The sequence below is a fragment of the Salinicola sp. CPA57 genome, from assembly GCF_003206035.1.
Classification (GTDB): Bacteria; Pseudomonadota; Gammaproteobacteria; order Pseudomonadales; family Halomonadaceae; genus Salinicola; species Salinicola socius.
Genome location: NZ_PZJR01000011.1, coordinates 199,014 through 224,581, shown reverse-complemented (window position 1 = coordinate 224,581; position 25,568 = coordinate 199,014). Strand labels below are relative to the sequence as shown.

22 protein-coding genes are annotated in these 25,568 nt (G+C 63.4%); 11 read left to right on the top strand and 11 right to left on the bottom strand.

From position 1 onward, the window contains the following. Positions 1 to 218: 218 nt before the first annotated feature. Entirely contained in the window at positions 219 to 1,688 is a 1,470-nt protein-coding gene (guaB, locus tag DOM36_RS13245) for an IMP dehydrogenase (protein WP_075569522.1), read from the bottom strand. 341 nt (positions 1,689 to 2,029) lie between these two features. On the opposite strand from guaB, the gene xseA reads away from it, so the two are divergent. The 3 genes from xseA to DOM36_RS13230 all read left to right on the top strand — a co-directional run bounded on the left by xseA (position 2,030) and on the right by DOM36_RS13230 (position 5,079). Then, the gene (gene xseA, locus DOM36_RS13240) at positions 2,030 to 3,436 is read left to right on the top strand and encodes an exodeoxyribonuclease VII large subunit (protein WP_110643356.1); all 1,407 of its coding nucleotides are present in this window, start codon (positions 2,030 to 2,032) and stop codon (positions 3,434 to 3,436) included. Between the two features lie 147 nt (positions 3,437 to 3,583). Next, complete coding sequence (locus tag DOM36_RS13235; RefSeq protein WP_110643355.1) at positions 3,584 to 3,838, top strand: type II toxin-antitoxin system Y4mF family antitoxin; 255 nt, start codon at positions 3,584 to 3,586, stop codon at positions 3,836 to 3,838. Next, positions 3,835 to 5,079 (top strand): type II toxin-antitoxin system HipA family toxin, encoded by a 1,245-nt coding sequence (locus DOM36_RS13230; RefSeq protein WP_075569519.1) that lies wholly within the window; start codon positions 3,835 to 3,837, stop codon positions 5,077 to 5,079. Before DOM36_RS13235 ends, DOM36_RS13230 begins: the two co-directional genes overlap by 4 nt. A gap of 141 nt (positions 5,080 to 5,220) precedes the next feature. On the opposite strand, the gene DOM36_RS13225 is transcribed toward DOM36_RS13230, so the two are convergent. Next, positions 5,221 to 6,036 carry an NAD(P)H-dependent oxidoreductase gene (locus DOM36_RS13225; protein WP_110643354.1) on the bottom strand — a complete coding sequence of 272 codons (816 nt, stop codon included), beginning with the start codon at positions 6,034 to 6,036 and terminating at the stop codon, positions 5,221 to 5,223. Between the two features lie 112 nt (positions 6,037 to 6,148). Between DOM36_RS13225 and DOM36_RS13220 the strand changes: the two genes are divergently transcribed. Continuing rightward, a complete protein-coding gene (locus DOM36_RS13220; protein ID WP_110643353.1) occupies positions 6,149 to 7,078 on the top strand; it encodes a LysR family transcriptional regulator in 930 nt (309 codons plus the stop codon). A 76-nt stretch (positions 7,079 to 7,154) separates the two neighbouring features. On the opposite strand, the gene glrR is transcribed toward DOM36_RS13220, so the two are convergent. From glrR to DOM36_RS13185, 6 genes are all read right to left on the bottom strand, one after another. Further along, positions 7,155 to 8,534 (bottom strand): two-component system response regulator GlrR, encoded by a 1,380-nt coding sequence (gene glrR / locus DOM36_RS13215; RefSeq protein WP_110643539.1) that lies wholly within the window; start codon positions 8,532 to 8,534, stop codon positions 7,155 to 7,157. Between the two features lie 197 nt (positions 8,535 to 8,731). Beyond that, positions 8,732 to 9,277 carry a hypothetical protein gene (locus DOM36_RS13210; protein ID WP_110643352.1) on the bottom strand — a complete coding sequence of 182 codons (546 nt, stop codon included), beginning with the start codon at positions 9,275 to 9,277 and terminating at the stop codon, positions 8,732 to 8,734. Then, positions 9,262 to 10,857, bottom strand: a complete 1,596-nt coding sequence (locus DOM36_RS13205; protein ID WP_232823832.1) for a sensor histidine kinase — start codon at positions 10,855 to 10,857, stop codon at positions 9,262 to 9,264. Before DOM36_RS13205 ends, DOM36_RS13210 begins: the two co-directional genes overlap by 16 nt. 841 nt (positions 10,858 to 11,698) lie before the next feature. Then, on the bottom strand, positions 11,699 to 13,009 hold the full coding sequence (gene argA / locus DOM36_RS13195; protein WP_110643350.1) for an amino-acid N-acetyltransferase: 1,311 nt from the start codon (positions 13,007 to 13,009) through the stop codon (positions 11,699 to 11,701). A gap of 244 nt (positions 13,010 to 13,253) precedes the next feature. Then, positions 13,254 to 14,522, bottom strand: coding sequence for an inorganic phosphate transporter (locus DOM36_RS13190; protein ID WP_075569512.1), 1,269 nt, complete (start codon positions 14,520 to 14,522; stop codon positions 13,254 to 13,256). A gap of 55 nt (positions 14,523 to 14,577) precedes the next feature. Further along, positions 14,578 to 15,258: a TIGR00153 family protein gene (locus DOM36_RS13185; RefSeq protein WP_075569511.1), complete on the bottom strand. Its 681-nt coding sequence runs from the start codon at positions 15,256 to 15,258 to the stop codon at positions 14,578 to 14,580. A 247-nt stretch (positions 15,259 to 15,505) separates the two neighbouring features. On the opposite strand from DOM36_RS13185, the gene DOM36_RS13180 reads away from it, so the two are divergent. Then, positions 15,506 to 16,408, top strand: a complete 903-nt coding sequence (locus tag DOM36_RS13180) for a CYTH domain-containing protein (protein WP_157958642.1) — start codon at positions 15,506 to 15,508, stop codon at positions 16,406 to 16,408. Between the two features lie 147 nt (positions 16,409 to 16,555). Here the strand turns inward: DOM36_RS13180 and DOM36_RS13175 are convergent, their stop codons facing one another. After that, on the bottom strand, positions 16,556 to 16,873 hold the full coding sequence (locus DOM36_RS13175; protein WP_110643348.1) for a hypothetical protein: 318 nt from the start codon (positions 16,871 to 16,873) through the stop codon (positions 16,556 to 16,558). A 150-nt stretch (positions 16,874 to 17,023) separates the two neighbouring features. Here DOM36_RS13175 and DOM36_RS13170 point away from each other — a divergent pair, with 150 nt between their 5' ends. The 3 genes from DOM36_RS13170 to DOM36_RS13160 all read left to right on the top strand — a co-directional run bounded on the left by DOM36_RS13170 (position 17,024) and on the right by DOM36_RS13160 (position 20,608). Continuing rightward, positions 17,024 to 17,920: an ion transporter gene (locus tag DOM36_RS13170; RefSeq protein ID WP_075569509.1), complete on the top strand. Its 897-nt coding sequence runs from the start codon at positions 17,024 to 17,026 to the stop codon at positions 17,918 to 17,920. 111 nt (positions 17,921 to 18,031) lie between these two features. Beyond that, positions 18,032 to 19,699, top strand: a complete 1,668-nt coding sequence (locus DOM36_RS13165; protein WP_110643347.1) for a methyl-accepting chemotaxis protein — start codon at positions 18,032 to 18,034, stop codon at positions 19,697 to 19,699. A gap of 186 nt (positions 19,700 to 19,885) precedes the next feature. Further along, a complete protein-coding gene (locus DOM36_RS13160; RefSeq protein WP_075569727.1) occupies positions 19,886 to 20,608 on the top strand; it encodes an HAD family acid phosphatase in 723 nt (240 codons plus the stop codon). A gap of 88 nt (positions 20,609 to 20,696) precedes the next feature. Here the strand turns inward: DOM36_RS13160 and DOM36_RS13155 are convergent, their stop codons facing one another. Continuing rightward, entirely contained in the window at positions 20,697 to 21,317 is a 621-nt protein-coding gene (locus tag DOM36_RS13155) for an L-threonylcarbamoyladenylate synthase (protein WP_075569507.1), read from the bottom strand. Positions 21,318 to 21,429: 112 nt separating this feature from the next. Then, entirely contained in the window at positions 21,430 to 22,314 is an 885-nt protein-coding gene (locus DOM36_RS13150) for a PHP domain-containing protein (RefSeq protein WP_075569726.1), read from the bottom strand. A gap of 149 nt (positions 22,315 to 22,463) precedes the next feature. On the opposite strand from DOM36_RS13150, the gene DOM36_RS13145 reads away from it, so the two are divergent. The 3 genes from DOM36_RS13145 (at position 22,464) to mnmC (ending at position 25,551) form a co-directional block, all read left to right on the top strand. Beyond that, positions 22,464 to 23,015 carry a septation protein A gene (locus DOM36_RS13145; protein ID WP_075569506.1) on the top strand — a complete coding sequence of 184 codons (552 nt, stop codon included), beginning with the start codon at positions 22,464 to 22,466 and terminating at the stop codon, positions 23,013 to 23,015. After that, positions 23,015 to 23,314, top strand: a complete 300-nt coding sequence (locus DOM36_RS13140) for a YciI family protein (RefSeq protein WP_075569505.1) — start codon at positions 23,015 to 23,017, stop codon at positions 23,312 to 23,314. Before DOM36_RS13145 ends, DOM36_RS13140 begins: the two co-directional genes overlap by 1 nt. A 194-nt stretch (positions 23,315 to 23,508) precedes the next feature. Further along, positions 23,509 to 25,551: a bifunctional tRNA (5-methylaminomethyl-2-thiouridine)(34)-methyltransferase MnmD/FAD-dependent 5-carboxymethylaminomethyl-2-thiouridine(34) oxidoreductase MnmC gene (gene mnmC, locus DOM36_RS13135; protein WP_110643346.1), complete on the top strand. Its 2,043-nt coding sequence runs from the start codon at positions 23,509 to 23,511 to the stop codon at positions 25,549 to 25,551. Positions 25,552 to 25,568 lie beyond the last annotated feature (17 nt).

Below are 25,568 nucleotides of genomic sequence, written 5' to 3'. Positions count from 1 at the left end.
CTTAAACAAACAGCGGCGCTGTTAGGCGCCGCTGATGAGACGGAAATGGCTGGAAATTGGTTGATCAGCCTGCCCTTCCTGCCGGGACAGACCATCGGCGTGTTCGGGCCGAGTGCCAGGCTAGGCGGAAACGCACGAGGCAGCGGAGTGAACGAGTTGTTCATGAGCATGCCGAGTGCGTTTCCAACAACGCCTGGTGCCGGCCCGGGCACGTCCTATCAAGCGCCGCGGTAGTTCGGCGCTTCCTTCGTGATCTGCACATCATGTACATGCGACTCGGTAATGCCCGCACCGGTGATCTTGACGAACTCCGGCAGCGTGCGCATTTCGTCGATGTTGTGGCAGCCGGTGTAGCCCATGGAGGCGCGCAGGCCGCCCATCATCTGGTGAACGATGGCGCTCATCTGGCCCTTGTAGGGCACGCGGCCTTCGATCCCTTCCGGCACCAGCTTCTCGACGCCTTCGTCCTTGCTCTGGAAGTAGCGATCCGAGGAGCCCTGAGTCTGGGACATCGCGCCCATGGAGCCCATGCCGCGATAGGCCTTGTAGGTGCGGCCCTGGAACAGTTCGACTTCACCCGGTGCTTCCTCGGTGCCGGCGAGCATGCTGCCGAGCATCACGGTGCTGGCGCCGGCGACGATCGCCTTGGCGATATCACCGGAGTAGCGCACGCCGCCATCGGCGATCAGCGGAATGTCGAACGGCTTGAGCGCTTCGGCGACGTTGGCGACGGCGGTGATCTGCAGCACGCCGACACCGGTGACGACGCGGGTGGTGCAGATGGAGCCGGGGCCGATACCGACCTTGACCGCGTCAGCGCCGGCTTCGGCCAGTGCCACGGCAGCGTCGCCGGTGGCAATGTTGCCGCCGATCACCTGCAGCTCCGGGTAGTGTTCCTTGACCCAGCGCACGCGATCGATGACGCCCTTGGAGTGACCGTGGGCGGTATCGACGACCAGCACGTCGACGCCGGCTTCGACCAGCGCGGCGATACGGTCCGGGGTTTCCGGGCCGGTGCCGACGGCGGCGCCGACCAGCAGGCGGCCATCGGCGTCCTTGGCGGCCATCGGGTAGGTGCGGGCTTTTTCGATGTCACGCACGGTGACCAGGCCGCGCAGGTGGAAGTCCTTGTCGACGACCAGGATCTTCTCGATGCGGTTTTCCTGCAGCTTGGTCTTGATCACGTCGAGCGAGGTGCCTTCCGGCACGGTGACCAGCTTTTCACGCGGGGTCATGATCGCTTCGACGCTGTCGCTGTAATCCGGCTGGAAGCGCATGTCACGCCCAGTGACGAGCCCGACCAGGGTCTCGCCCTCGACGACCGGGAAGCCGGAATAGCCGTACTCCTTGGCCATCTCCAGCAGATCCTGCAGCTTGGCGTTGGGGCCCACGGTGACCGGGTCCTTGACGATAACGCTCTCGTGCTTCTTGACCTTGCGGACCTCGGCGGCCTGCTGGGTGATCGACATGCTCTTGTGGATGATGCCGATACCGCCTTCCTGCGCCATGGCAATCGCCAGACGCGCTTCGGTCACGGTATCCATGGCCGAAGAGAGCAGCGGGATGTTCAGGGTCAGGTTGCGGGTCAGGCGGGATTTGAGGTCGACGTCTCTGGGCAGGACATCCGAGTAGCGGGGTACGAGTAATACGTCGTCGAACGTAAGAGCTTCTTGCGCTATACGTAGCATGGTCGGAAACCCAATTGGCAGGTGGTGGGGAGCCTGTGACAGCCTGCGGCACCGCGATGGTCTTGAAGGTGAATGCCCTGGGACAAGCCTTGGAGACCGTTCTTGCAGTGTGGACTCGGCAATGAACCGGGAGCCGCGAAAAGTTAATCGCGCATTATAGTCGCTTGGCCGTTGCCTCTCAATGGCAAGCGTCGGTTGCGGGTTCGATCGGTGCTGTATTCGACCGGCGCCGTTTTTGACCAGCAACGCTTCTGATCAGCATCGTTTCTGACCAGCACCAGGGCCGCCGGCTTCGTGCTAGGCTTTCGACCATTCATCACCGCTTCCTTTCGGGTCAGCCCATGCTTGCGTTCACCTCACCGTCGCCACAGGCGATCTCCGTCAGCGATCTCAATCGCCAGGCCCGCCAGATGCTGGAGCGCGGCTTCGGCGACTGCTGGGTCGAGGGCGAGATTTCCGGGCTGGCGCGGCCCGCCTCCGGCCACATTTACTTCAGCCTGAAAGACGCCAAGGCCCAGCTCAAGTGTGCGTTCTTCCGCAACCGGGCGAGCCTGTCGCGCACGCCGCTGAAGGATGGCGACCGGATCAAGGTTCGCGGACGGGTGTCGATCTTCGAGCCGCGCGGCGATTACCAGTTGATCGTCGATGCCGTTCAGCCCAGCGGCGAAGGCGAGTTGATGGCGGCCTACGAACGGCTGAAGCAGCAGCTGAGCGGCGAAGGCGTGTTCGCCAACGCCCGGCCGCTGCCCTACCCGCCCCGCCATCTGGCGCTGATCACCTCCCCCACCGGCGCGGCGATTCGCGATGTGCTCGCAGTACTGCAGGCGCGCTGGCCGATGGTTCGCGTCAGCGTGTTTCCGTCCGTGGTTCAGGGGCGCGAGGCACCGCCGGCGCTGATTCGCGCGCTGGCCCTGATCAATCGTCAGGCGCGAAAGGATACCGAGACTCACAAAGACGTGGAGACTCACAACGACATCGGGCGCCCGGCGATCGATCCCTTCGATGCGATCCTGATCACCCGCGGCGGCGGCAGTCTGGAAGACCTGTGGGCATTCAACGACGAACACTTGGTGCGGGCGATCTTCCACTCCAGGCTGCCGGTGATGGCCGCCATCGGCCACGAAGTCGACGTGACCCTGGCCGAGTTCGCCGCCGACGTGCGCGCGCCGACGCCCTCCGCCGCCGCCGAACGGCTGGTGCCGGACCGACGCGATCTCGAGGCGACGCTGAATCAGCAGCGACGAAGGCTTCACCAGGCCTGGCGCGGGCGCTTCAACGCCGAATCCCAACGCCTCGATCATCTCCGCGCCCGGCTGCGCCACCCCGGCGAACGCCTCGCCCAGCAGCGCCAGCATCTGGCGGCGCTGGATCGGCGGCTGCAACTGGCGATGCGCCAGCGTCTGCAGCGGGATCGCCAGCGGCTCGATGCCACCAACCGACGCTTCACCTTGCACGACCCCAGCCGCACGCTGCGCCAGTCGCGGGAACGGATCGACCAGCTTCGCCAGCGGCTCGACATCGCTCAGCGTCGTCGGCTGCACCAGGAACGCCAGAACCTGCAGGGAATCGCGCGTGAGCTCAACGCCGTCAGCCCGCTGGCCGTGCTGGGCCGAGGCTACTCGATTCTGCAGGACGATAGTGGCCAGGTCGTCCGCGCCGCCAGCCAGACCCAGCCCGGCCAGATGCTGACGGCCCGCCTCGGCGAAGGCCGTTTGAAGTTGGAAGTGAAGCGGCGGCTGAAGCGCTGAAGCAGGCCAGAATCAGAAAGTTACCGCTCGGGAATAAATCGGCTTTGAATCGCCAACCTTCGCTGTAAATTACCGCTCGGTAATCTTTTGGCGTATCATTGTTTGAGAAACGCTATTATTACCGTTCGGTAACTTCGGGAGACCACCATGGCTCGAACGGGAGAATCCCCCTCCCTACCCCAAACCGTTCGCTCGACCGAAGCAATCGGTGAGATCGTTCAACAATTGCGCCGGGAACAGAAGCTGCTCCAAGCCGATTTGGCGGGGCTAGCGGGCACGGGTAACCGGTTCGTCGTCGACCTGGAGAAAGGCAAACCGACACTTCAGATGCAGAAGGTGCTCGATGTCCTCGATCTGATGGGGCTGGAAGTGTCCATTCGACGCAAAGGTAGCGCCGAATGAGTGTGCGATCGCTGGATCTCTACGCGGCAGAGTCGCAAGTCGGCACTCTCTTCGACGAGCAACCACTACGGTTTTGCTATGCCCAGAGCTGGATCGACGACGGTGGCCTGTCACTGGCGCCAGGGTTGCCAGCCGAGGTCCCGATGCACGCAGGCACTGGCGTCGAATCGTTCTTCGAAAATCTATTGCCGGAAGGTCGACTACGCGAATTTCTGGAGCAGCAAAGGCACGCTACCACGCTCTTCGGGCTGCTGGATGCCGTGGGCGGCGATACCGCCAGCGGCTTCTCTCTGCAGCCATCGGGGGTGCGACCGAAAGCAGTCCGATATCGGCAGACCACCTGGGACGAATTGGCTCGCAGCCTTGCCAACGGAGAGCCCACACTGAGCAGCTTCGAAGGGACAGACGCGCGTCTATCCCTGGCCGGCGCCCAAAATAAACGCCTGTTGATGGTGAAAGAGGGTATCCCCTATCTACCCGAGGGCTCCTCCCCTTCCAGTCATATCCTCAAACCGGACATCCGCACGTTCGATAGCGTCTGGGCCTCGGCGCTGAACGAAACGTTTGGCCAACAGCTGGCCAAAGAACTGGGATTAGGGGCAGCCGAAGCTGTCTATCAGCCGGAAACGCAGGCTTGTCTCATCACTCGCTACGATCGTATATGGGATGACAAAGGCGAGCTGCGCCGCCTGCATCAACTGGATTTCTGCCAGCTCGCCGGGGTCCGATCGGACGTCAAGTATGAAAGCGATGGTGGCCCCGGTCTCGCCCGTTGTCGAGAGTTGCTGAAGCGAGCAGAGGTTCCCCTGACCGACCATCAGCGCTTCATTCGTTGGGTTTTCTTCAACCTGCTGATCGGCAACCACGATAGTCACGCCAAGAATCTGTCCGTGCTGTTTACGACTGAAGGCCCTCGCCTGGCGCCGTTTTACGATCTGATGGGCACGAATCTTTATTCAGGCCTGGCTCGGCGGTTCGCGTTCAGCCTGGGGGGCGAGAACCGACCAGGCCAGATTGGCCGCCAACAGCTTGATGCCTGCGCCGAAGAGCTTGAGCTGCAGCCGCGCTATTTCCGACAACAAGGTCTCGCGCTTGCCGAGTCCATGCCAGATGCCGTCGAGCGGGTCAGCGTTCGGCTGGCGCTTGTTGCCCGCCAAGGCACCGAGCAAACGCTGATCGAACGCCTCAGCCATCACATTCTAGGTCAAGTGAAGCGTGCCAGAGCGAGGTGGGTGTCATAAACGCTGAAGACACGACACCGGATGAATCTGTAGCGCCCCAAAAGCCACTGCCGAAGGCCTGAAGAGGCCATGGTGGGGAATCTGGTTACCGGGGCCGTAACGATAATGGCAATTCTGCTTTCGCGGCCACGCCATCCTCCTTCATACACCCTGTACCAGCCGCTCCTCGGGGTCTCCCGGCTGCAAGAGATGGATGCGCGTCCCGCCTTCACCCTGGCCAAGGCCCGGTTTGAGACGCTGATCGGTGTCGTAATGCCCGCCGTTCTGACGCCGAAACGCGATGGGCGCATCGCTGAACAGCCGCTCGAGACGACGCTTGAGATCGACCGCTATCTGCTGCCAGCCGGCTTCGTCGAGCCGGTCGCTCTGATACACCGGAAAGGGCGGCATCACCTCCATTCCGGGGTAGTAAAGCGTGCCGTGATGGATCGGCCACAGGATCTCTTCCAGGCTGCCATTGACGCCGCGATCGCTGTAGTGAGGCGCGCGCCCGCCAATCGGCAGGATCAGCATCGCCCGCCGTCCAGCCAATACGCCCTCGCCATAACGATCGCCCCACCGTTCCCCGCCGTGTTCGCCGACGCCATAGGCAAACCCGAAAGCGAACACACGATCGACCCATCCCTTGAGAATCGCGGGCATGCCGAACCACCACAGCGGGAAGCTGAACAGAACGGCATCGGCCCACAGCAGCTTGCGCTGCTCGGCGGCGATATCCAGGGTCTGCGTCTCTGACGCATAGGCATGGCGGGATTCGGCGATATAGCGCAATCGATCCGGGTCGACCGTCTCGATGAAGTCCTTGCGATCGGCGATCGCTTTCCACTGCATGGCATAGAGATCCGAAACCTGCACCTCGTGCCCCTGCGCCTGCAGAATTTCCAGTGACAGATCCTTCAATGCGCTGGTCAGCGACTGAGGCTCGGGGTGGGCATGGACGATCAGAATATGACTCATGGGCCGGTTCCTCATTGTGGCAATGATCGGGGAATGATCACGTTCGGCCATGATCTTGACGTGTCGTCTGGTATTGTAGAAATCGGATATTTTATGTCTTGGTATAAATACAATGGATATTGATCGACTCGATCTGAACCTGCTGGTGACCCTCGACACGCTGCTGGTCGAACGCAATGTCAGTCGTGCCGCCAAGCGACTGCATCTTAGCCAACCGGCCCTTTCTACCCGTTTGACCCGATTGCGAGAATTATTGGGGGACCCGCTGTTGCTGCCTGCCCAGCGCGGCATGATCCCGACCCAGCGGGCACTCGAGCTCCAGGCACCACTGCACGCCGCCCTCGAAGGCGTGCGACAGGTCATCGCTGACACCAGCCCTTTCGAGCCGGCCACGGCCAAGGCTACGGTCGCCATCGCCGCCAGTGACTATGTGCAGTACTCGGTGCTGATGCCGTTGGCGCTGGCCTTGAGTCGCGAAGCCCCGGGGATCCGCATTGCGTGGCGAACGATAGATACGGCGACCCTCGATGCGCAGATGGCTCGCGGCGAGGTCGATCTGGCCCTGACGACGCCCGGGACGGCGCCGCAAACCTTGCGCATGCGCACGCTCTATCGCGAGGCGTACGTGGCCATCGTTCGCCCCGACCACCCGGCCTTGCCGGGCCCCCTCGATCTCGACACCTTTTGCCGACTGGACCACGTCATCGTTTCGCCGGAAGGCGGCGGCTTTCATGGCCCCGTGGACGATGCGCTGGCCGCCGTCGGCCTGCGTCGCCGGGTGGCCCTGTCGGCGCCGGGGTTTCTGGTGGTGCCGGAGATCGTTGCGCGCAGCGACATGATCGCTCTGGTCCCTACACGAGTCGCCAACGACCGCGTCGGTCGGGTGCGGCTTCTTGACCCGCCGCTCCCCGTTCCCGGTTTCGACATGGCCATGGTCTGGCATGACCGCACCACGACTCACCCGCTGCACCGATGGCTGCGTCAGCGGATTATCGAGCTGGTTCCCCGCACACCGGGCGAGGCGGGTACGGACGCGATATAGCATTCGCTTCCCTGGCGACATAAAAAACCCGATCCGGCAGCACTTGCCGGATCGGGTCATTGTCAATTGGCAGCGGTCAGCCTGCCGGATCCGGCATCGCGCTCGGCTTGAAGGTGCTGGGGTCCAGATCGTGACGCGACAGCAGCTTGTAAAAGTCGGTGCGGTTTCGTCCGGCGATGCGCGCCGCCTGGGTGACGTTGCCTTCGGTGATCTTGAGTACCTTGATCAGGTAGCTGCGCTCGAAACCCGCACGCGCCTCGCTGAACGAGGGCAGTGCGTTCTCCTCGGCGACCAGCGCCTGGGAGACCAGCGCTTCCGGGATCATCGGGGTGCTGGTCAGGGCGACGCACTGCTCGACCACGTTGACCAGCTGGCGCACGTTACCCGGCCAGCCGCTGGAGGCGAGCAGATTGAGCGCTTCCGGCGAGAAGCCTTTGACGAACGGCTTATGCCGCGTCGAGACCTGGGCCACGATGTGCTTGGCGAGCAGGGGGATGTCTTCGGCGCGATCTCTCAACGGCGGCAGCTTGAGGTTGACCACGTTGAGGCGATAGTAGAGATCCTCGCGGAAGTCGCCTTCGTGCATGGCGCGGTCGAGATCGCGATGGGTGGCGGAAATGATCCGGACATCGATCGGAAACGACTTGGTACTGCCCAGCGGGCGAACCTGACGCTCCTGCAGTACGCGCAGCAGCTTGACCTGCAGCGGCAGCGGCATATCGCCGATCTCGTCCAGGAACAGCGTGCCGCCATCGGCCGCCAGAAACAGCCCGTCATGCTGACTCACGGCGCCGGTGAAGGCGCCGCGGGCATGACCGAACAGTTCGCTTTCCAGCAGCTGTTCCGGCAGTGCGCCGCAGTTGATGGCGACGAAGGGCTTGTCGGCGCGCGGGCTGGCCTGATGCATGGCATTGGCCAGCAGTTCCTTGCCGCTCCCGCTGGGGCCGGTCAGCAGCACGCTGACGTCCGAAGCGGCGACCATGTAGGCCTGCTCGAGAATGCGCTCCATCTGCGGGCTGCGGGTGATGATCTTCGAACGCCACGCTTCACCGCCCTCGCCACGCGTGGTCGGCGTCTGCTTGAGCGCTTCGTCGATCGCTTCGAACAGCTCATCGCGATCGATCGGCTTGGTCAAGAAACTGAACACACCCTGGCGCGTCGCGCTGACGGCATCCGGAATCGAACCGTGGGCGGTGAGAATGATTACCGGAATGCCCGGCACGCGGCGCTGCAACTCATGGAACAGCGCCAGGCCGTCCATCTCGTCCATGCGCAGATCGGACAGCACCAGGTCCGGCGCGGTCTCTTCGATATGGGTCAGCGCTTCGCGGCCGCTTTCGGCCGTGGTGACCCGAAAGCCGCGGCTTTCCAGACGCATGCCCAGCAACTTGAGCAGGCTGGTATCGTCGTCGACCAGCAGGATATGGGCCGCGTTACTGCGCTTGCCTGGCTGCATGGCCGGCGTTCTGACCGGTCGGGTCTTGGGAGCTTCTGTATTCAGGGACATCGAATGGGCACCTCCTGCCACCGCTTCGCCTTGTCGTTGCCGATTGAAGGGTTGTCACGCTCTTTGTGACGCGGTCGTGCGATGCCGATACTGCTCGAATCGCACGGATGGCTTGGTTGACGTGAGTGTAGGTCGCTGGGCGAGTGTCAGTCGCGGGCGTTGATGGTTCGTTCGATATCGGTCAGGGCTTCCAGCTTGTCCGACATCTCCTTGAGCTGTTGCTTCAGCTTCTCGTTTTCCCGCTTGAGCGCCTGCGTGCCGTCGTGGCGACTGCCCTGCCCGCGGACGCTATTGCCACGCTGGGCGTATAGCTGACGCCGCGCCTCCAGCTCGTTCAACCACTGCCGAAGCAGCGGCTGCAGCCGGGCCGGCGCCGAGTCGATCGACGCCTTGTACAGATTCGATGCCTTTTGCCATTCGCCGGGGCCATCCCAGGAGAGCACCACGGCGCGCACCGCCTTCTGATCCATACGACGCTGGCCGACGTCGGCCAGCATCTCTTCGCGCCACTCCGCATCGCCGCGCTGGGCCTGCAGGCCGAACGCGATCCAGGTGTCGACCAGGCATACATTGTCGGCGTAAGTCGGGATGTCGCCGCAACCGTAGGGAACGGATTCACGGGAGAGCGACTGGCAACCCGCCAGTGCCATCACGCCGACCAGCGCCAACGTCGTTCTTATCTGACTGACCATGTTTCTTTCCTTCCTTCACCGCCCAGGAGCGACTCATCTGGCGCGGCTTCATTATCGTGTTGCGCTCTATCGTGTTGCGAACCGTGCGCCGCATCCTGTTGCGAACCGGGAGCCGCGCGATTGGCCCACGGCAGGGTAAGTCGAAAACAGACCGGGAGGTCGGCGTCATCCACCAGCACCAGCTCCCCATCCTGCAACCTGGCGCAGTCCGATGCCACGGAAAGGCCGATGCCCGACCCCTTCAACGGGCCCTTGCGCCGCGCGCTGCCCTGATAGAACGCCTCGAACAGGTGTTCGCGATCGATTTCGGCGATGGGTTCGCCGCTGTTGGCGACGTCCAGCACCAGCCAGTCGCGCTGCTGTGCAACGCGGATGACCAGTTGACCGCCGTCGTCACCGTAGGCGATGGCATTCGAAACCAGGTTGTCCAGGATCCGCACCGTGCGCTCGCGATCCGCCTGCCACTGCAACGGGTGGTGCGGACTCTTGACCTGCATGCCCTTGTTGTCCAGCGCCAGCCGGTGCTTGGCCAGCACTTCCTGTATCACGGTAGCGACATCGAACGAGGCGACCTTCATTCGGCGACTGTTCTGCAGCAGGTTGTAATCCAGCAGTTGCTCGATCAGCGTCTGCAATTCCTGCCCGTTTTCGTCGATCAGCCTCACGACCTCGCTCTGACGCTCGTTGAGTTCACCGGCCACGCCGTCGGAGAGCAACGAAGTCCCCTCCCGGACACTGGCGAGCGGCGTCTTCAGCTCATGCGACATGTGACGGAGAAACTGCTGCTTCTGCGCTTCCAGCTCCGACAGCCGATTCGAAAGCCAGGTGAGTCGATCGCCCAACTGGACCAGTTCCGCCGGGCCCTGAATGCGGGTCGGTACGTGATCGCAATCGCCACTACCCAGCCCGAAGATTCGCCGCTCGATCTGGCGAATCGGTCGCGTGATCAACCAGGTGAAGAACAGCATCAGGATCAGGCTGGCGGAAACCAGTGCGGCGGTCTGCATCCACAGCCTCGCCTTGACCGAGTTCGCCTGATCGCGGATATCCGCGATACGCGCATCGACCAGCGCATTGGTGGCGTTCCTTACCGCATCGGACTCGGTGGCGAACCCTGAAAACCGCGCCAGGAAGGCGTCCATGTCATCCACCGATGCCTGGGGCAGGCGCTGCAGCTCCTGAAAGCGCTGGTCCAGCGATTGAAAGTCGGGATTGTCGCGCATCAACGGTTCGTGCTGTTGCAGCAACTCCCCGAACTGCTGGACTTTCTGATCGTAGATATCCCGAAGTCCTTGTTCCTCGATCACGGCGTACTGGCGGGCGCTGCGCTCCATCTGCAGCGCCAGCGAGCTCAGCATGCGCGCCCGGCGTGTCTCTTCGACGGCTTCCCGAGCGCTCTGGTCGGCGAGCGTCGACAGCTGAGACAGCGCCTGGCCGGCCTGAAACATCAGCACCGCAATCGGCAGCATGACGACAACGAATGCCAGCAACACCAGTTGCAGTAGCGAGCGAGGACGCCAGCGTCGGGAGAACTCGGTGGTCATGAAAATCGCTCTATGCAGGATGCCCATCGGGGTCATGGATCGTTCCGCAAGGATAACATTATTATTGAATGCTCATTCAGGTCGAAGCGTCGAGCGCGCAGGGATATCAGCCTCACCCTGATCGACAGCCGCCTCCGGTCGTGCGCCGGGAATCCACTCAAAAAAAGAGGGCCGGCAGAGCCGGCCCAAGTACGCAGGGAACTGAAGGGTCGAGAACGACCTTGAAACACTGCCTGAATCAGCTATTCGAGACCGCTCCCGCGGGCCAGATGGCCCCGAAGCCGATATTCGACTCAGCCATTCAGGGGCTATCGAATAGCGTGACGGCGAACCGCCTGCTTCGTTTCTGAATCGGCCGCCTGATCGATCGAAAGATCATTTCCAAACAATCCGGCGACCCATCGCAATGGATCCCCTCTCGCGAGGGGGAAGGCATCCTTGCCGGGGCATCCTTGCCCTAATGGTGCATCTCCTTGCCCGTTAAGGCCGCACCCGTCTCATCGCAACCTAAGTCACACATCGCGTGGAGCAGACGCTGTCGAATCCTGCCAGGCCCTGCACAGGGTAGTTAGGGGCACTGACCAGATCCGACGAGATAGCTTCAGAGAAACCATCTCGTTGCTCTCGCTGTAGGTAATAGCGAGACCTGTGCCAGGTTTTATTAAAACCTTAAATATCAATAGCTTAAATATGGTCGATTGATTCAGAAACGCTCCCTGATCGGGAGTACCGTGACAGGGTCATCAAAAAGGCCGAAAAACGTCGCCATTTCACGACGCCTTTCGGCCGAAATCCATTGATTCCTTATAAAACATAAAGTTACAGCGTCCCCTTTTGCCGACGCCATCGCTGCAATCCGGGGCTTTCGAGTGTCGCTTTACAGCGACTTCAGCAACACCTTTGAGCGACGGGCCTGGTTGTAGGTCTCGCGCTTGAGATCGGGAAGCGCCTCCGGCGAGGCGACGGAGAAGCCACGTTCGACGAACCAGTGCGTGGTATGGGTGGTCAGGGCAAAAAGCTGCGTGAGCCCCTGCCGGCGGGCACGCCGCTCTATCTCTTCGAGCAGAGTTTCCCCCCGCGCACCGCGGCGATAATCATCATGGACGGCCAGACAGGCGAGCTCGCCCATCCGGGCGTCGGCGTAATCGTGCAGCGCCGCGCAGCCGATCGCCATGCCATCGCGGTCGATCACGATGTAGTCCTCGATCTCGTGCTCCAGCCGCTCGCGGGTTCTCGCCACCAGCATGCCGCTGGCCTCGAGCGGCTTCAACAGCGCCAACAGGCCGCCGACGTCGTCCAGCACCGCCTGACGCAACTGCTCATAGTGGTTCTGGGTGATCATGGTGCCGATACCATCACGAGTGAACAGCTCGCCAAGGAGCGCATCGTGATCGTGCCAGGAGAGCAGATGGGTACGCCCGACGCCGTGACGAGCCGCCCCGCAGGCCGCACCCAGGTGTCGGGAGAGTTCGCTGCCGGGAGTCGCCCGTTCGCGAAGGGTGTCGGCTTCGTCGGGTGTCAGCTGGCGCTGCAACTGGCCGCTGTCGTCATGCAGCCCGGCCGACTCGCCCAGCAGAATCAGCTTATCCGCCCTGAGCGACACCGCCACGTGCTGGGCGATTTCCGAGGCGTCGAGATCGAAGATCTCCCCGGTGCGTGAGTAGCCCAGCGGCGGCAGAATCACCAGGTTGCCGCCGGCGAGCAGGCTCTCGATGGCCTGGCTGCGCACGCGACGAACTTCACCGCTGTGATCGAAATCCACCCCGCCGCGGACGCCCAGCGGTTTGGCCGTCACCAGATTGCCGGAAACCGCCGTCAGTTCGACGCCATGCAACGGCGTATTGGGCAATCCCAGCGACAGCTGGGCTTCGAGCTCGAGCCGCTGGATGGCGGCGATACGCTCGACGTGATCCATGATCTGGCGATCGGCGACCCAGCGCCCGCCAACCCGCATCGGCGTGATGCCGTCGGTCTCCAGCGCCGCGCCGACCTGCGGCCGGATGCCGTAAACCAGCACCACCCGGACACCGAGCGTGTGCAGCAGTGCCAGATCCTGCAATAGTTGGCCGCGTCGCGACGATGCCATCGCCTCGCCTTCGATCAGAATGACGAAAGTCTTGCCGCGGTGGGCATTGACGTAGGGCGATGAGTGACGAAACCAGTCGACGAAGGGGAAACGCGAGTCCAAGGGGTTGACGCTCCGGCTGTGGGCTGTGAGGCATGACCCGCGTGGGGCCTGCCTCAACTATACCAGAGCGTCTTTGGGCACTGCCCCATAAAAACTCGCTCCCTGAAAAGTCGGCGAGCGAAGGTAAGACAAGGCAAAAATCGGCGAAAACGGGCCGGGCTGGCGTTCCAGTTTACAGGTTGTAAATGAGCACTTTAAGCCGATTTTTAACGCGGTATTACCGAGCGCAGCCAGTTTTCAGAATCTAGCCGAACATGCCCTTGAACATGAAGAAGAAGGCGATGGAGAGGAGCGCGCCGGCCGGCAGCGTGATCAGCCAGGAGAGCACGATCGATCCGAGTACGCGCAGATTGAGCGCCGCCATGCCGCGGGCCAGGCCCACGCCGAGCACGGCGCCGACCAGCGTATGCGTGGTCGAGATCGGCAGGCCGGTACCGGAAGCCAGCACGACGGTGGAAGCGGCTGAGAGCGTCGCGGCGAACCCGCGGCTCGGGGTCAGTTCGGTGATCCCGGTACCCACGGTGGCAATGACCTTGTGGCCGTAGGTGACAAGGCCGACCACGATCCCGCCGCCGCCGAGCACCAGCACCCACCACGGCATCGCCGCCGCGCCGGAAACACCGCCACCGTTCTCGACCACGCTGATCACGGCCGCCAGCGGACCGACCGCGTTGGCGACGTCGTTCGAGCCGTGGGCGAAGGCCATGGCGCAAGCCGTGAACATCATCAGTACGCCGAAGATACGCTCGACGCTGGAAAAGTCGTAATTGCTGCGGGCCCGCCGATCACCGCGGTTGATCCGGTTTTCCAGCAGCAGGCCGAACATCATGATCACCACGCCGAACGCCACCGCCAGCAGCAGACTCTCGCCGAAGGTCAGATGCAGCCCCACGTGGGACAGCCCCTTGACCAGTGTCACCATCGAGACGATGAAGCCGACCAGGAAGATGTAGCCCGGCACATAGCGCTTGGCGGCGGCGAAGGGATCGGGGCTGTCGAAGATCAGCACCTGCACCGAGCGGAACAGCATGAAAGCGAACACGCCGGCGATCAGCGGCGAGGTGATCCAGCTCAGCGCGATCGTACCCACCGATCCCCAGTTGACCGACTGGACGCCCAGCCCCGCCACCGCAAAGCCGACGATGGCGCCGACGATCGAGTGCGTGGTGGAAACCGGCCAGCCCTTGAACGAGGCGATCATCAGCCAGGAACCGGCCGCCAGCAGCGAAGCCAGCATGCCGTAGACCAGCATCTGTGGATCGTTCTCGAGCAGTGCAGGGTCGATGATGCCCTTGCGGATCGTTTCGGTGACCTGCCCCCCGGCCAGCCAGGCGCCGAGAAACTCGAAGATCACCGCAATGATGATCGCCTGCTTGATCGTGATTGCCTTGGAGCCGACCGAGGTTCCCATGGCGTTGGCGACATCGTTGGCACCAACTCCCCATGCCATGAAAAAGCCGAAGACACAGGCGAGAATGATGAAGACATCACCGTATTGCGCAATGATGGACATAGGCTCTGTTCGCTTGAGTGGCGTGACGAAGGCGTAGAATGGCGAAGACCCGCAATCAGCGGGCCGTCAGTATCTGCAGGCGGCTGCCCACGCGCTCGGCGCGGTCGGACAGTTCACCGATCCATTCGATGATTTTATAGAGGAAGATGACGTCGACCGGCGGCAGTTCCGCTTCGAGCTGGAACAGGCGACGACGAATGTCGATCTGCTGCTCGTCGGCCTTGTGCTCGAGATCATGCAGCTCCTTGATCAGTTCGTGCATGACATCGGAGACATTGCGACCGAAGCCCGATTCGAGTAGATCCTCGAGCTCCTCGAGCGCCTTGCGCGCCTGGTCGACGGTTTCGACGGCGGTGCGAAGATAATCGCGCATTGGCTCCGCGAGCGGTTCGGGGATGATCATGTTGCGGCCCAACATGATCCCGGTGATATCCCGAGCCTTGTTGGCGATCTTGTCCTGAACGCTGATCAGTTCCAGCAGGTCGGAGCGGGAGACCGGCAGAAACATGGTGTTGGGGAGGTTGAGGCGCAGCTGCGTCTTGAGCTCGTCCGCCTCGTGTTCGAGCCGGGTAATCGCTTCGCGGTGCTTTTTCGCTTCATCCCAATCGCCACCCAGCGCGGCATCGAAGAAGGGCAGCAGCTGGCCGGCGCACTCGCTGGTCTTGACGATATGAGCCAGAAGCGGTTGGAACGGCGATCGTCCAAACAGCGCCGAGAACGGATTGGTACTCACCATAACGTGGCCTGGATGCGTTGGAAGTGGCGGCGCCAGTATAATGATTGCATCTGGATGCGTCATGAAAAATTCATGAAGGCGCCGCCGCCCGTGTTCGCGTTCGAAGCCGCATTCGAGATCGGGTTCGCCTCAGGTCCAATGCCCGGTTCCGGTCTACTGCACGGTTCCGGTTCAAGCAGCGATGCCGGACAACGTTCAAACCGGCACCTCATTCAGCGTTCAACCAACAGTCACCGCGGGAGCATGCATGAGCGACGAGATCGAACTCAAACTGGCGCTGGCGCCGGAAGGCCCTGCCCACCTGATCGATCACCCCCTGCTGCAGACAATGGCCTCGCGGACGGTCTCTCTAGGCAACCAGTATTACGACACCGCCGAGGGCATTCTGCAGTCGCGTCGCGTCGCATTGCGGGTTCGCCGGCAAGATGATCGGCGTTTGCAGACCTTGAAGAGCGCTGCCGAAAGCCAGGGAGGGCTGTCGAGCCGCGGCGAGTGGGAGTGGTCGATCGACAGCGCCGCGTGCAATGCCGCCGGTCTCGATCTGGGCGGGCTTCGTGAACTCGACCACCCCGCCCTTTCCGGACTGGACCTGGAAACGCTGCGTCCGGTATTCACCACCGATTTCGAGCGGCGGCTGTGGCGGTATCAGATCGAGGGCAGCGATATCGAAATTGCGCTGGACCAGGGCACCATTCACGTTGGCGATGCCAGCCTGCCGATCTGCGAGCTCGAGCTCGAGCTCAAGCACGGTCTTCCGGAGCAGCTGTGGGCACTGGCACAGCGCCTGTGCGAACCCTCGACATCAGGCGCCCCACCGCTGCCGGCGCGTCCGGCCAACCACAGCAAGGCCAGCCGCGCCGGCTGCCTGGGCAGCGGCTGGACCGCGCCCATCGTTATCGAGACGGCTTCGGTGGACGCGCTGATCGACGCCATCGACAACTGGCAGGACAGCCAGGCCCCCGCCTGGCTCGCCACCGCCAGAGACCGTTGCGATCGACTCGTTCAGCAATGGAATGCCCGGCGGATTGCTCCGCACCGGGAGCATGACGAACGCATCGAGGCGGCCGAGCGAATTCTGGCGGACCTGGGTCGGGGCGTCGTTCCCTGGCGCGGACAGGACTGGCTGGCTCTCAGACATGACGCTGCTTAACGTCGGGACGTGGCAGCGCGACCCGACCCCCTGACGCGATAGGGCCAGGGGGGCAAAGTCCGCGACCAGCCGCTGTTCCGTGGTATCGGTCTGGGTGCCGGCCATGCGAATGGCCACGCCATCGCCATTGCGCTGGCACAATCCTGCTCATGTCAGGGCCCCTGACACCGACCCGGTCGCGAACGTCATTTCGAAGCGACAGCATTCGTCACTGCGATGCCGACAGCGGGTTTCCAACAGCTCGCCGGACTGCGCTTGCTCCTCGAGCACGCGCCCGCCCTGCTCGACGACCTGCAACTTGTCGTTTACCCGGCTACGCAGATGGGGGTCGCGAATGCCAGCGCCGAGAGAGGCGTGAATGGCAGGCTGTCGACCGAGGAAGGCTTGCGCCGAATCGGCCATCGAGAAGAACATGGGGTCGTGTCGACGCGTCCAGTCGATGAACAGATCGGCATACAGCGTCATCAATATCCCGGGCTGACGGTCGATCGACCTCGGTGAACCCGAAGTATCATTGGCATTGTCGGCGGACGCGCCGAGAAATTGAATATCATATAAATGAATTATCGGACGCGCTTCATCGCGTAGCCGGCCACCAGGACAGGAACTCAATTGATGCAATCGGGCGGCTCATCGCTACGCAAACGGCTGTTTCAGATCATCTTCGAATCGGACACCCCAAAGGCCAAGGCCTTCGACATCGTACTGATCACGCTCATCCTGGTAAGCGTGGCGACCGTCTTCCTCGACAGCGTGCCGGGGCTTCATGAGCGCTTCGGCGAGATTTTCTACGTGGTGGAGTGGGGCTTCACGCTGATCTTCACGCTGGAGCTGGCCCTGAGGCTCTACTGTCTCGACCGGCCACTGCGTTATCTGCGCAGTTTCTACGGCATTCTCGATCTGCTGGCGATCCTCCCCACCTGGCTCGCTCTCTTTATACCCGGCGCACAATCGCTGCTGGTGGTTCGAGTCTTGCGGGTGCTGCGCGTGTTCCGGGTCCTGCGACTCATGGAGTTCGTCGGCGAGGGCCGCATGCTGGTGGAAGCGCTGCAGCGCAGCCAGCGCAAGATCCTGCTGTTCCTGACCACCATACTGCTGATCATCACGATCTTCGGCTCCGTCATCTATATGATCGAGCCGCCGGAGGCGGGTTTCACCAGCATGCCGCGGGCAATGTACTGGGCCGTCGTTACCCTGACGACGGTCGGCTACGGCGATATCGCCCCGGTAACGCCATTGGGGCAGTTCATCTCCGCGTTCATGATGATCCTGGGCTACTCGATCATCGCCGTACCCACCGGGGTCTTCTCCGCCGAGGTCATTCGTTCGATCCAGCGCGAGCGCTATTCCGAGGAAGCCTGCCCCGGCTGCGGCCGCGAAGGCCATGAACGAGATGCCAAGTACTGCCGGTTTTGCGGCTCCTGGCTCAACGAAGAGACGCAGGACCCGAATGCCCCCGACGACGACGAGACGGAAGCGGAACCTCCCGAGGCGCACGACAAGGGTGATTGATGTCGCAGGGCCACCGAAACGTTAACTTTTGTCATCAACCTGTGACATAAAGGCGACAAACTCCCATCCCACGATGCCACACCAGGCGGTTCGTCATCATCGGGAGTTGTCATGCAATCGCTTCGCCTCACGCTCCGCAGCGGCCTCGTGGCCATGCTGCTGCTGTTCGCGCTGCTGATGTCAGTCATCGGCGGCGGCAGCTACCTGGCCATGAAACAGGCGAGAAACGCCTTCGATTCGGTCTATGCCCTCAATGTCGTGCAGCTCGGGATGGCACGCGAACTCTATGCCGAACTGATGCAGACCCGGGTTCTGCTGGACAGCTATCAGACCGACTACAACCGCTTGCGCGTCAAGCCCGCCAGGAAGAGTTGGGCGCAGGCGCAGGCCACTTTCGCGAGTGCGAAGCAGCGCCTCGCGGAGCTGCCCCCGGCAACCCCCGAGTCGCCCGGGGGCGATCTCGCCGATCGCTTCAGGGCGCTGATCGACGACGGCATCCAGCCCGGCTTCGATACGCTGAAGGCTTGGGATGTCTCGGCCTATCAAACCAGCGTCAAGCAGGCCAACGACCTGACCGCCGCGCTGGATGCGAGTCTTGCCGGCTTGTCCTCCACCGCCAAAGCCAATGCGGTGTCGGGTGCGGCTGCCATGGGGCGTGACGTGCACCTCCTGCAGGTCGGGCTGATCACGGCGGCCGTGGTCACGCTGTCGTTGATCCTGTTGGCCTTCTTCATGTTCCAGCGCCATCTGTTGCGCCCGCTGGGCGAGGTGAGGCGACACTGCGCCGACATCGCCCAGGGCGACCTCAGCCAGCGCCTGTCGACCCGGGGCGTGAGGGAGATGCGGCTGCTCAAGTCCGGCGTCGACGCGATGCAGGCCTCGCTGCTGGAGCTGGTCTCGCAAGTGCAACGGGAGAGCCGGGCACTGCGTGGCGACGCGCTGGAGTTGACCAAAGCCAGCCATGCCCTGAACGACCAGAGCCGGCAGCAGGCCCAGGCGCTCCAGCAGACCACCGCCAGCATGGAAGAGATCACTGCCACCGTGGCGCATACGGCGGATCACGCCGACCAGGGACGGACGCTGTCGGAGGAGAACCGGCGCCGGATCGACGCCAGCGGAGACCAGATATCCACCGCGGTCACCGAGATCGAGGCGGCCCAGGCCCGCTCCGAATCGTCGCTGGAAGTGATCGGGATGATCGATTCGCTCTCTTTCCAGACCAACCTGCTGGCGCTGAATGCCTCGGTCGAGGCGGCACGGGCCGGGGCGCAGGGCCGCGGATTCGCCGTGGTTGCCGCCGAGGTTCGCGGTCTGTCGGCGCGCTCCGCCGAAGCCGCCAAGACTATCCGGGCACAGATCGAGGGGACGCACCTCCAGGTCAGGACAGGCGCCCAGGTCCTGAACCAGGCCAGGGAGACGATGGCCACCGCCGTGCAGTCCGGCCATCAGCTCGGCCAGTTGCTGGAGGGTATCGCTCTCTCCTGCCAGCAGCAGCGCGACGGCATCCACCAGATCGACCAGGCCATCAATGCCATCGACATCGCCACCCAGCGCAACGTCTCGCTGGCGGAACGCACGCTCAGGGCGACGCAGGATCTGGACGCCCGGGCGCAGCGCCAGCAGGAGCAATGCAACCAGTTCAGGCTGGAGACGCCAGTGCCGGGACCCGACGCCGGGATGCAGGAGACTGCCGAGCCGGATAGCATGGCTCTGGCCGACGACCGGCCCCGCTCCAGCGTGAGAAAGCACCATGAGGAGCACAAGGCGCTGCCGGTTTGAGAGCGGCATCGTCTCCCCCTGGAGCCGACTGGTGATGCCCATGGGTGAGCGAAGCCGCTTTTCGGATACCACCTGCCATGCTTTCCGGCCACCGTGCCGACATCTCAGAGGGACGCTTCAATGAACAAGACCAGTGACACGACCAGCCCCAAGCACCGACTCTCGTGGGCGCTGACGACCGGCTTGATGCTGGGTATCGCTTCGACCTTCCAGGCCGCTGCCGCCGATGAAGCCTGCGCCCCCGAGGCCTACGCGATGGCCCTTCGCTATCAACAGCAGTCGGCCGAGGTCGATGCACTGCAGCGGCAGAGCTACGCCCTGGCCACGGCGAGATTGCAGCAGAAGATCGCCGCCCACCCCGAGGCGGACAACCTGGCGATCATGACCGACCTGGACGAGACCGTCATCGACAACTCGGCACTGCTCGTCCGCGACATGCAGGCCTGTCACGATTTCACCGGCTGGGATACCTGGAAGGTGTGGGAGCGCGAGGGACACCCGCGGCTGATTCCCGGCGCACGCAGGTTCCTGAATTACGCCGATGCCCAGGGAGTGACGATTTTCTACGTCTCCGACCGCTACCAGGAGAACAAGGCGTCGACGCTCGCGACACTCCGCTCGCTGCATCTGCCCCAGGTCGACGACGCCCAGGTCCGGCTGTTGGGTCCCTCGAAGGGAGAGCGCCGCGCCGCCATCGAGCGCGATCACGAGCTGGTCCTGCAACTGGGTGATTCGCTGGCGGACTTCTCCAGCGATTTCCATCACGCCGACCTGAAGGACCAGCATCGGCTGGTGGCCGAGGACGATGCCCATTTCGGCGATGACTGGATCATGTTCCCCAACGCCAGCTACGGCAGTTGGAGCGATGCCGATCTCGAAGCGTGGTCGGCGCCACTGAAGACTCGCTAGCGTGGGAGGCGGGACGCCGCAGGTCCCGCCCTACCTCGTCATCAAGGCTCGAGCGCCGCTCGGCCGAGCCGTCCACGCAGTGGATGACTCAACGAAAGGCCGAAGAATCGCCCCGTCCTTCGCGGACGATCACCGGCGGGATCTCGCGCAAATCGACCACGGTGGTCGGTTCGAGCTGACAGGCGCCGCCGTCGATGATCAACTCCAGATGCGCCCCGAAGCGCTCGCGGATCTCTTCCGCGTCGGTCATCGGCCAGGTTTCCCCTGCCGGGATCAGCGTCACGCTCATCAGCGGCTCACCGAGCGCGTCGAGCAAGGCGTGAGTGATGTTATGGTCCGGCACGCGGACGCCGATCGACCGCCGCTTGGGATGCAAAAGCAACCTCGGCACTTCGCTGGTCGCGCTGAGAATGAAAGTGTAGGCGCCGGGCGTGTGTGACTTGAGCAGCCGAAACACGCTGTTGTCGACCTTGGCATAGGTGCCAATCTCCGACAGATCGGAACACACCAGCGTGAAGTTGTGACGGTCATCGAGCTGGCGCAGCCATTTGATCTTCTCGACGGCCTTCTTTTCGCCCAGCCGACAGCCAAGGGCATAGCCGGAGTCGGTGGGATAGGCGATCACGCCGCCCTGACGCAGGATCTCGATGGCCTGGTCGATCAGACGCTTTTGCGGATTCTGCGAATGAATCTGGAAAAATTGGGTCATCACGCTCTCCTGACACCGCTTTTGAAACCCGTCCCGCCACGCAGGTCTGTGGTCGATCACGGATGATCTTGGCTTTCGACAACAACTGCTCTCAAGAATAACAGACGCGGCGCTACTCGCCGTCGGCGAAGCGTTGCAAGGCCGGATGACACCACACCGGTTTGACGCGGGAGCGCGGCGGCGGACTGATCGTCCCCGGCGACAAGGGGCCACCCGGATAGTGGAAATCGCTGCCGATCGAGCCATACAGCCCGTGGAAGTCGAGCTGCCGGGCCAGGTCATGGGTCGTATCCGGGTTCTGGTAACCGCTGACCAGTTCCGCCGCCTCGCCGCCGGCGTCGATGAACGCCGAGAACATCAGATCGCGCTTGCGCCGGGTCATGCCGTAACGCAGCGGATGGGCGACGACGGCGACACCTTCGGCATCGCGAATCCAACCGACGACCGTCGCGAGCTCGGGCCAGTGCATCTTGACGTCGCCGCGCTTGCCGGCGCCGAGATAGCGTTTGAAGGCCGTCTTGACGTCCGGGACCACGCCGGCCGCAACCAGCGCCGCCGCGAAATCGGGCCGCCCCAGTGGGCGCTCACTTCCGGCCGCCTGTCGCGCCCTGGCTAGCCCGTCGGCCAGCCCGACCTTTTCCAGGCGGTGAGCGATCTCGCGGGATCGCAGGTCGCGCGCGTTGGCCAGTATCTCCAGGCCCGCGTCGAGAGCGGAAGACGTGCCCTGCGGCAGCAGCGCCACGATGTGCAGACCGATCCCTCGCCATTGGCAGGAGAGCTCGGCGGCCGCCATCAGGTTGATGCCGTGATGGCGACATCGCTGCCGCGCCTCCTCGATCCCGTCGATCGTATCGTGATCGGTCAGCGCGACGTGGGTCATCCCGCGGGCATGGCAAAGATCCGCCAGCTCGGCGGGCGAGAGCTTGCCGTCGGAGGCCGTGGAGTGCAGGTGTAGATCGACGCCCCGAATGCCGTCGAGCGTGTCGGCCAGCTTCATCGGGTGGATTTCGAGATCATCGGTGGGAAAAACGCTCATGGGCATGACGCCAGCCAGCGTCTTTGTCAGAATAGATCGACTATGGTGACGGGCGCGACGGGCCGGGTCAAACGTCTGCGTCGTCACCACTCGCCGGAGGCCTAGCCCGTATGAAACTGCTGTTCGATTTCCTGCCCATCGCGATCTTCTTCGCCGTCTATCATCTGAGCGGCGATATCATCACGGCGACGATGGTGCTGATCCCCGCCACGCTGGCGCAGTTGGGCATCGTCTGGTGGCGTCAGCGCCGCATCGAAAAGATGCTGCTGATCACCTCGATCATCGTGATCGTCTCGGCCGGCGCCACCATCGCCTTCCACAATCCGGCCTTCATTCAGTGGAAGCCCACCGTCATCAATGCGCTGTTCGGCGTTGCCTTTCTGCTCTCGCCGCTGTTCGGCGGCCAGACGCTGACCCAGCGGATGATGGGCAAGGCGGTGTCGCTGCCGGCAGCCACCTGGCGGCGGCTCAATCTGGCCTGGGTGCTGTTCTTCCTCGCCATGGCCGCGCTCAACGTCTACGTCTTCAGCTACTACGACGAAGCGACCTGGGTCGACTTCAAGCTGTTCGGCATGCTGGGGCTGACCCTGCTGTTCGTGGTCGGGCAAGGCTTGTTTCTGGCCCGCCACCTTTCGCAATCACAATCGGAGGAAGGTTCCTGATGCTCTACGCCATCATCAGCGATGACATCGACGACAGCCTGGACAAGCGGCTCTCGGTCCGTCCAGCGCATGTCGAACGGCTGGAAGCCTTGAAAGACGAGGGGCGGCTGGTCCTCGCCGGCCCCCATCCGGCCATCGACAGCGACAATCCAGGCGATGCCGGTTTCAGCGGCAGCCTGATCGTGGCCGAATTCGACTCGCTCGAAGCCGCCCAGCGCTGGGCCGACGCCGACCCCTACGTCGCCGCCGGGGTCTATTCGCAAGTGCGGGTCAAACCGTTCAAGCGGGTACTGCCGTAACCCGGGCCCTCCAGCCGCCTCGTTATCCACAGCCGGGTTTTGCACACTTGCTGTGGATAACACTGTGAAGATCCCGCGGACGCCTTCCCAAGCTGCCGACAAGCCGTCGCCTGACGGCAAGCGATCAATTTTCATACAACGCGTCGCCGGTCCCTGACGAGTCGACCGGTTGACGGCCCGCGAGCGTGACGATCATGAACGCCAAGCCGGTTACCCCTCATCGCCACGGCATCCATCATGCCGAACTCGACTGGCGCGTGGACGATGGCGACGTCGAGGCGCCCTTCTCGACCGCCTACGATGACGTCTATTTCTCTCGTCAGGATGGCCGCGAAGAGACGCGCTTCGTCTTCATCGACAACAACGATCTGCCACGGCGATTGGCTGACTGGCACGAGCCGCGGCCGTTCACGATCGGTGAAACCGGCTTCGGCACCGGGCTCAACATGCTGTGTGCCTGGGCGTGTTTCGATGAATACGCCCCCGCTGGCGCCAGACTGCATCTGGTCTCGACCGAAAAGCATCCGCTCACTCGCGATGCGCTGGAGCGCGCCTGGCGCAGCTGGCCGCAACTGTCACGCCAGGCCGGCTCGCTGATCGCACAGTGGCCACCGGCGGTGGCTGGCGTCCATCGGCTGCAGCTGGATGACCGCGTCACGCTGGATCTGCATTTCGGTGACGCCGCGGATTGCCTGTCGCGTCTGGACGGCCAGATCGATGCCTGGTTTCTCGACGGTTTCGCGCCGTCGAAGAATCCCGACATGTGGCGACCCGAACTGTTCACCGCCATGGCCATCGCCAGCCGGACGGGCGCCACCTTTGCCACCTTTACCTGCGCGGGTTTCGTGCGTCGTGGCCTGGCCGCCGCCGGCTTCCGCTGGCGCAAGGTACCGGGCTTCGGCCGCAAGCGCGAGATGCTGCGTGGCGAGCGAGACGAATCGGTGCCGCCGGCATCCGAGGCCATGTCTTCCCGAGCGACGACGCCCTGGTTCCAGCCTCCGCCCGTCATGGCCGTCGGCCATGTTGCCGTCATCGGTGCCGGCATTGCCGGCACCAGCGTCGCGGCGGCGCTGGCGCGGCGCGGCAGCCGGGTGACCTTGATCGACCGTGCCGGTATCGCAGCCGGCGCTTCGGGCAATCCCCAGGCGGCGCTCTACGTCAAACTGGCGATCGAACCCAATCTCCAGAGCCGGTTCTATCTGGCGGCACTACTCCATACGCAGCGCTGGCTGGCGCGCCTGGACCCCCAGCGCCAATGGTGGTCGGACTGCGGACTGCTGCAACTGGCCGGAGACGATCGGCGACGGCAGCGGTTCCTGGCCAACTACGACTTGCCGGCGGCTGTCGTTTCCGCCAGCGATCCTTCTCATGCCGCCGCGCTCGCCGGCATCGATCTGGCCCAGCCCGCCCTTCATTATCCCCAGGCAGGCTGGGTCGATCCGATCGCCCTGTGCCACCATCTGGCGGCGACGCCAGGCATCGCGCTTCGCCGCACCGAGCTCACATCGCTGCGAGAGACACAAGCCGGTTGGCAGCTCCAATTGGGAGACGGTTCGCTGGACGTCGATCAGGTCGTGTTCGCCACCGGCCACGCCAGCCACGATTGGCTCGACGGCCTGCCGCTGCAATCCGTCCGTGGCCAGATCTCCACGCTGTCGTGGCCGCCGCACGCCGATACGGACACCGACGCCGATGCGGACACCGACGCCGATAGTGCCTCGGCGCTGGCGCGCGTGCTCTGTGCGGAGGGCTATGTGATGCCGGCGCGAGAGGGCAAGCTCACCTTCGGCGCGACCTTCTCGCCCAACGATGACGCTACCGCCGTCCGGGAAGTGGATCATCGACGCAATCTCGACGAGTTGGCGCGGACGGCACCGGCGCTGGCCGGGCAGTTCGCCGGCCTGACGACCGCTGACTGCACCGGGCGCGCCAGCGTTCGCGCCGCCAGCCCCGACAAGACACCCTACGCCGGGCCGCTGCCGGATACCGGGTGCTGGCGCGACGACTACGCAGCACTGGGCAAGGATGCCAAGCGACGTTTCGACCGTCCGGGCAGCCATTATCCCGGGCTCTGGGTAAGTACGGCCCACGGCTCTCGTGGCATGGTCAGCGCGCCGCTGTGCGCCGAACTGATCGCGTCACGGTTATACGACGAGCCAATGCCGCTGGAACGCGAGCTGATCGATCATCTGCATCCCGGCCGGCGAATCATCGCCGATCTGATTCGCGGCCGCTGATACGGCTCGATTTCCCG

What these genes read in the sequence shown, in the direction of transcription:
- guaB (WP_075569522.1), bottom strand. Translation starts at nt 1,688, where the DNA reads ATGCTACGTATAGCGCAAGAAGCTCTTACGTTCGACGACGTATTACTC.
- xseA (WP_110643356.1), top strand. Translation starts at nt 2,030, where the DNA reads ATGCTTGCGTTCACCTCACCGTCGCCACAGGCGATCTCCGTCAGCGAT.
- DOM36_RS13235 (WP_110643355.1), top strand. Translation starts at nt 3,584, where the DNA reads ATGGCTCGAACGGGAGAATCCCCCTCCCTACCCCAAACCGTTCGCTCG.
- DOM36_RS13230 (WP_075569519.1), top strand. Translation starts at nt 3,835, where the DNA reads ATGAGTGTGCGATCGCTGGATCTCTACGCGGCAGAGTCGCAAGTCGGC.
- DOM36_RS13225 (WP_110643354.1), bottom strand. Translation starts at nt 6,036, where the DNA reads ATGAGTCATATTCTGATCGTCCATGCCCACCCCGAGCCTCAGTCGCTG.
- DOM36_RS13220 (WP_110643353.1), top strand. Translation starts at nt 6,149, where the DNA reads ATGGATATTGATCGACTCGATCTGAACCTGCTGGTGACCCTCGACACG.
- glrR (WP_110643539.1), bottom strand. Translation starts at nt 8,534, where the DNA reads ATGCAGCCAGGCAAGCGCAGTAACGCGGCCCATATCCTGCTGGTCGAC.
- DOM36_RS13210 (WP_110643352.1), bottom strand. Translation starts at nt 9,277, where the DNA reads ATGGTCAGTCAGATAAGAACGACGTTGGCGCTGGTCGGCGTGATGGCA.
- DOM36_RS13205 (WP_232823832.1), bottom strand. Translation starts at nt 10,857, where the DNA reads ATGACCCCGATGGGCATCCTGCATAGAGCGATTTTCATGACCACCGAG.
- DOM36_RS13190 (WP_075569512.1), bottom strand. Translation starts at nt 14,522, where the DNA reads ATGTCCATCATTGCGCAATACGGTGATGTCTTCATCATTCTCGCCTGT.
- DOM36_RS13185 (WP_075569511.1), bottom strand. Translation starts at nt 15,258, where the DNA reads ATGGTGAGTACCAATCCGTTCTCGGCGCTGTTTGGACGATCGCCGTTC.
- DOM36_RS13180 (WP_157958642.1), top strand. Translation starts at nt 15,506, where the DNA reads ATGAGCGACGAGATCGAACTCAAACTGGCGCTGGCGCCGGAAGGCCCT.
- DOM36_RS13175 (WP_110643348.1), bottom strand. Translation starts at nt 16,873, where the DNA reads ATGACGCTGTATGCCGATCTGTTCATCGACTGGACGCGTCGACACGAC.
- DOM36_RS13170 (WP_075569509.1), top strand. Translation starts at nt 17,024, where the DNA reads ATGCAATCGGGCGGCTCATCGCTACGCAAACGGCTGTTTCAGATCATC.
- DOM36_RS13165 (WP_110643347.1), top strand. Translation starts at nt 18,032, where the DNA reads ATGCAATCGCTTCGCCTCACGCTCCGCAGCGGCCTCGTGGCCATGCTG.
- DOM36_RS13160 (WP_075569727.1), top strand. Translation starts at nt 19,886, where the DNA reads ATGCTGGGTATCGCTTCGACCTTCCAGGCCGCTGCCGCCGATGAAGCC.
- DOM36_RS13155 (WP_075569507.1), bottom strand. Translation starts at nt 21,317, where the DNA reads ATGACCCAATTTTTCCAGATTCATTCGCAGAATCCGCAAAAGCGTCTG.
- DOM36_RS13150 (WP_075569726.1), bottom strand. Translation starts at nt 22,314, where the DNA reads ATGAAGCTGGCCGACACGCTCGACGGCATTCGGGGCGTCGATCTACAC.
- DOM36_RS13145 (WP_075569506.1), top strand. Translation starts at nt 22,464, where the DNA reads ATGAAACTGCTGTTCGATTTCCTGCCCATCGCGATCTTCTTCGCCGTC.
- DOM36_RS13140 (WP_075569505.1), top strand. Translation starts at nt 23,015, where the DNA reads ATGCTCTACGCCATCATCAGCGATGACATCGACGACAGCCTGGACAAG.
- mnmC (WP_110643346.1), top strand. Translation starts at nt 23,509, where the DNA reads ATGAACGCCAAGCCGGTTACCCCTCATCGCCACGGCATCCATCATGCC.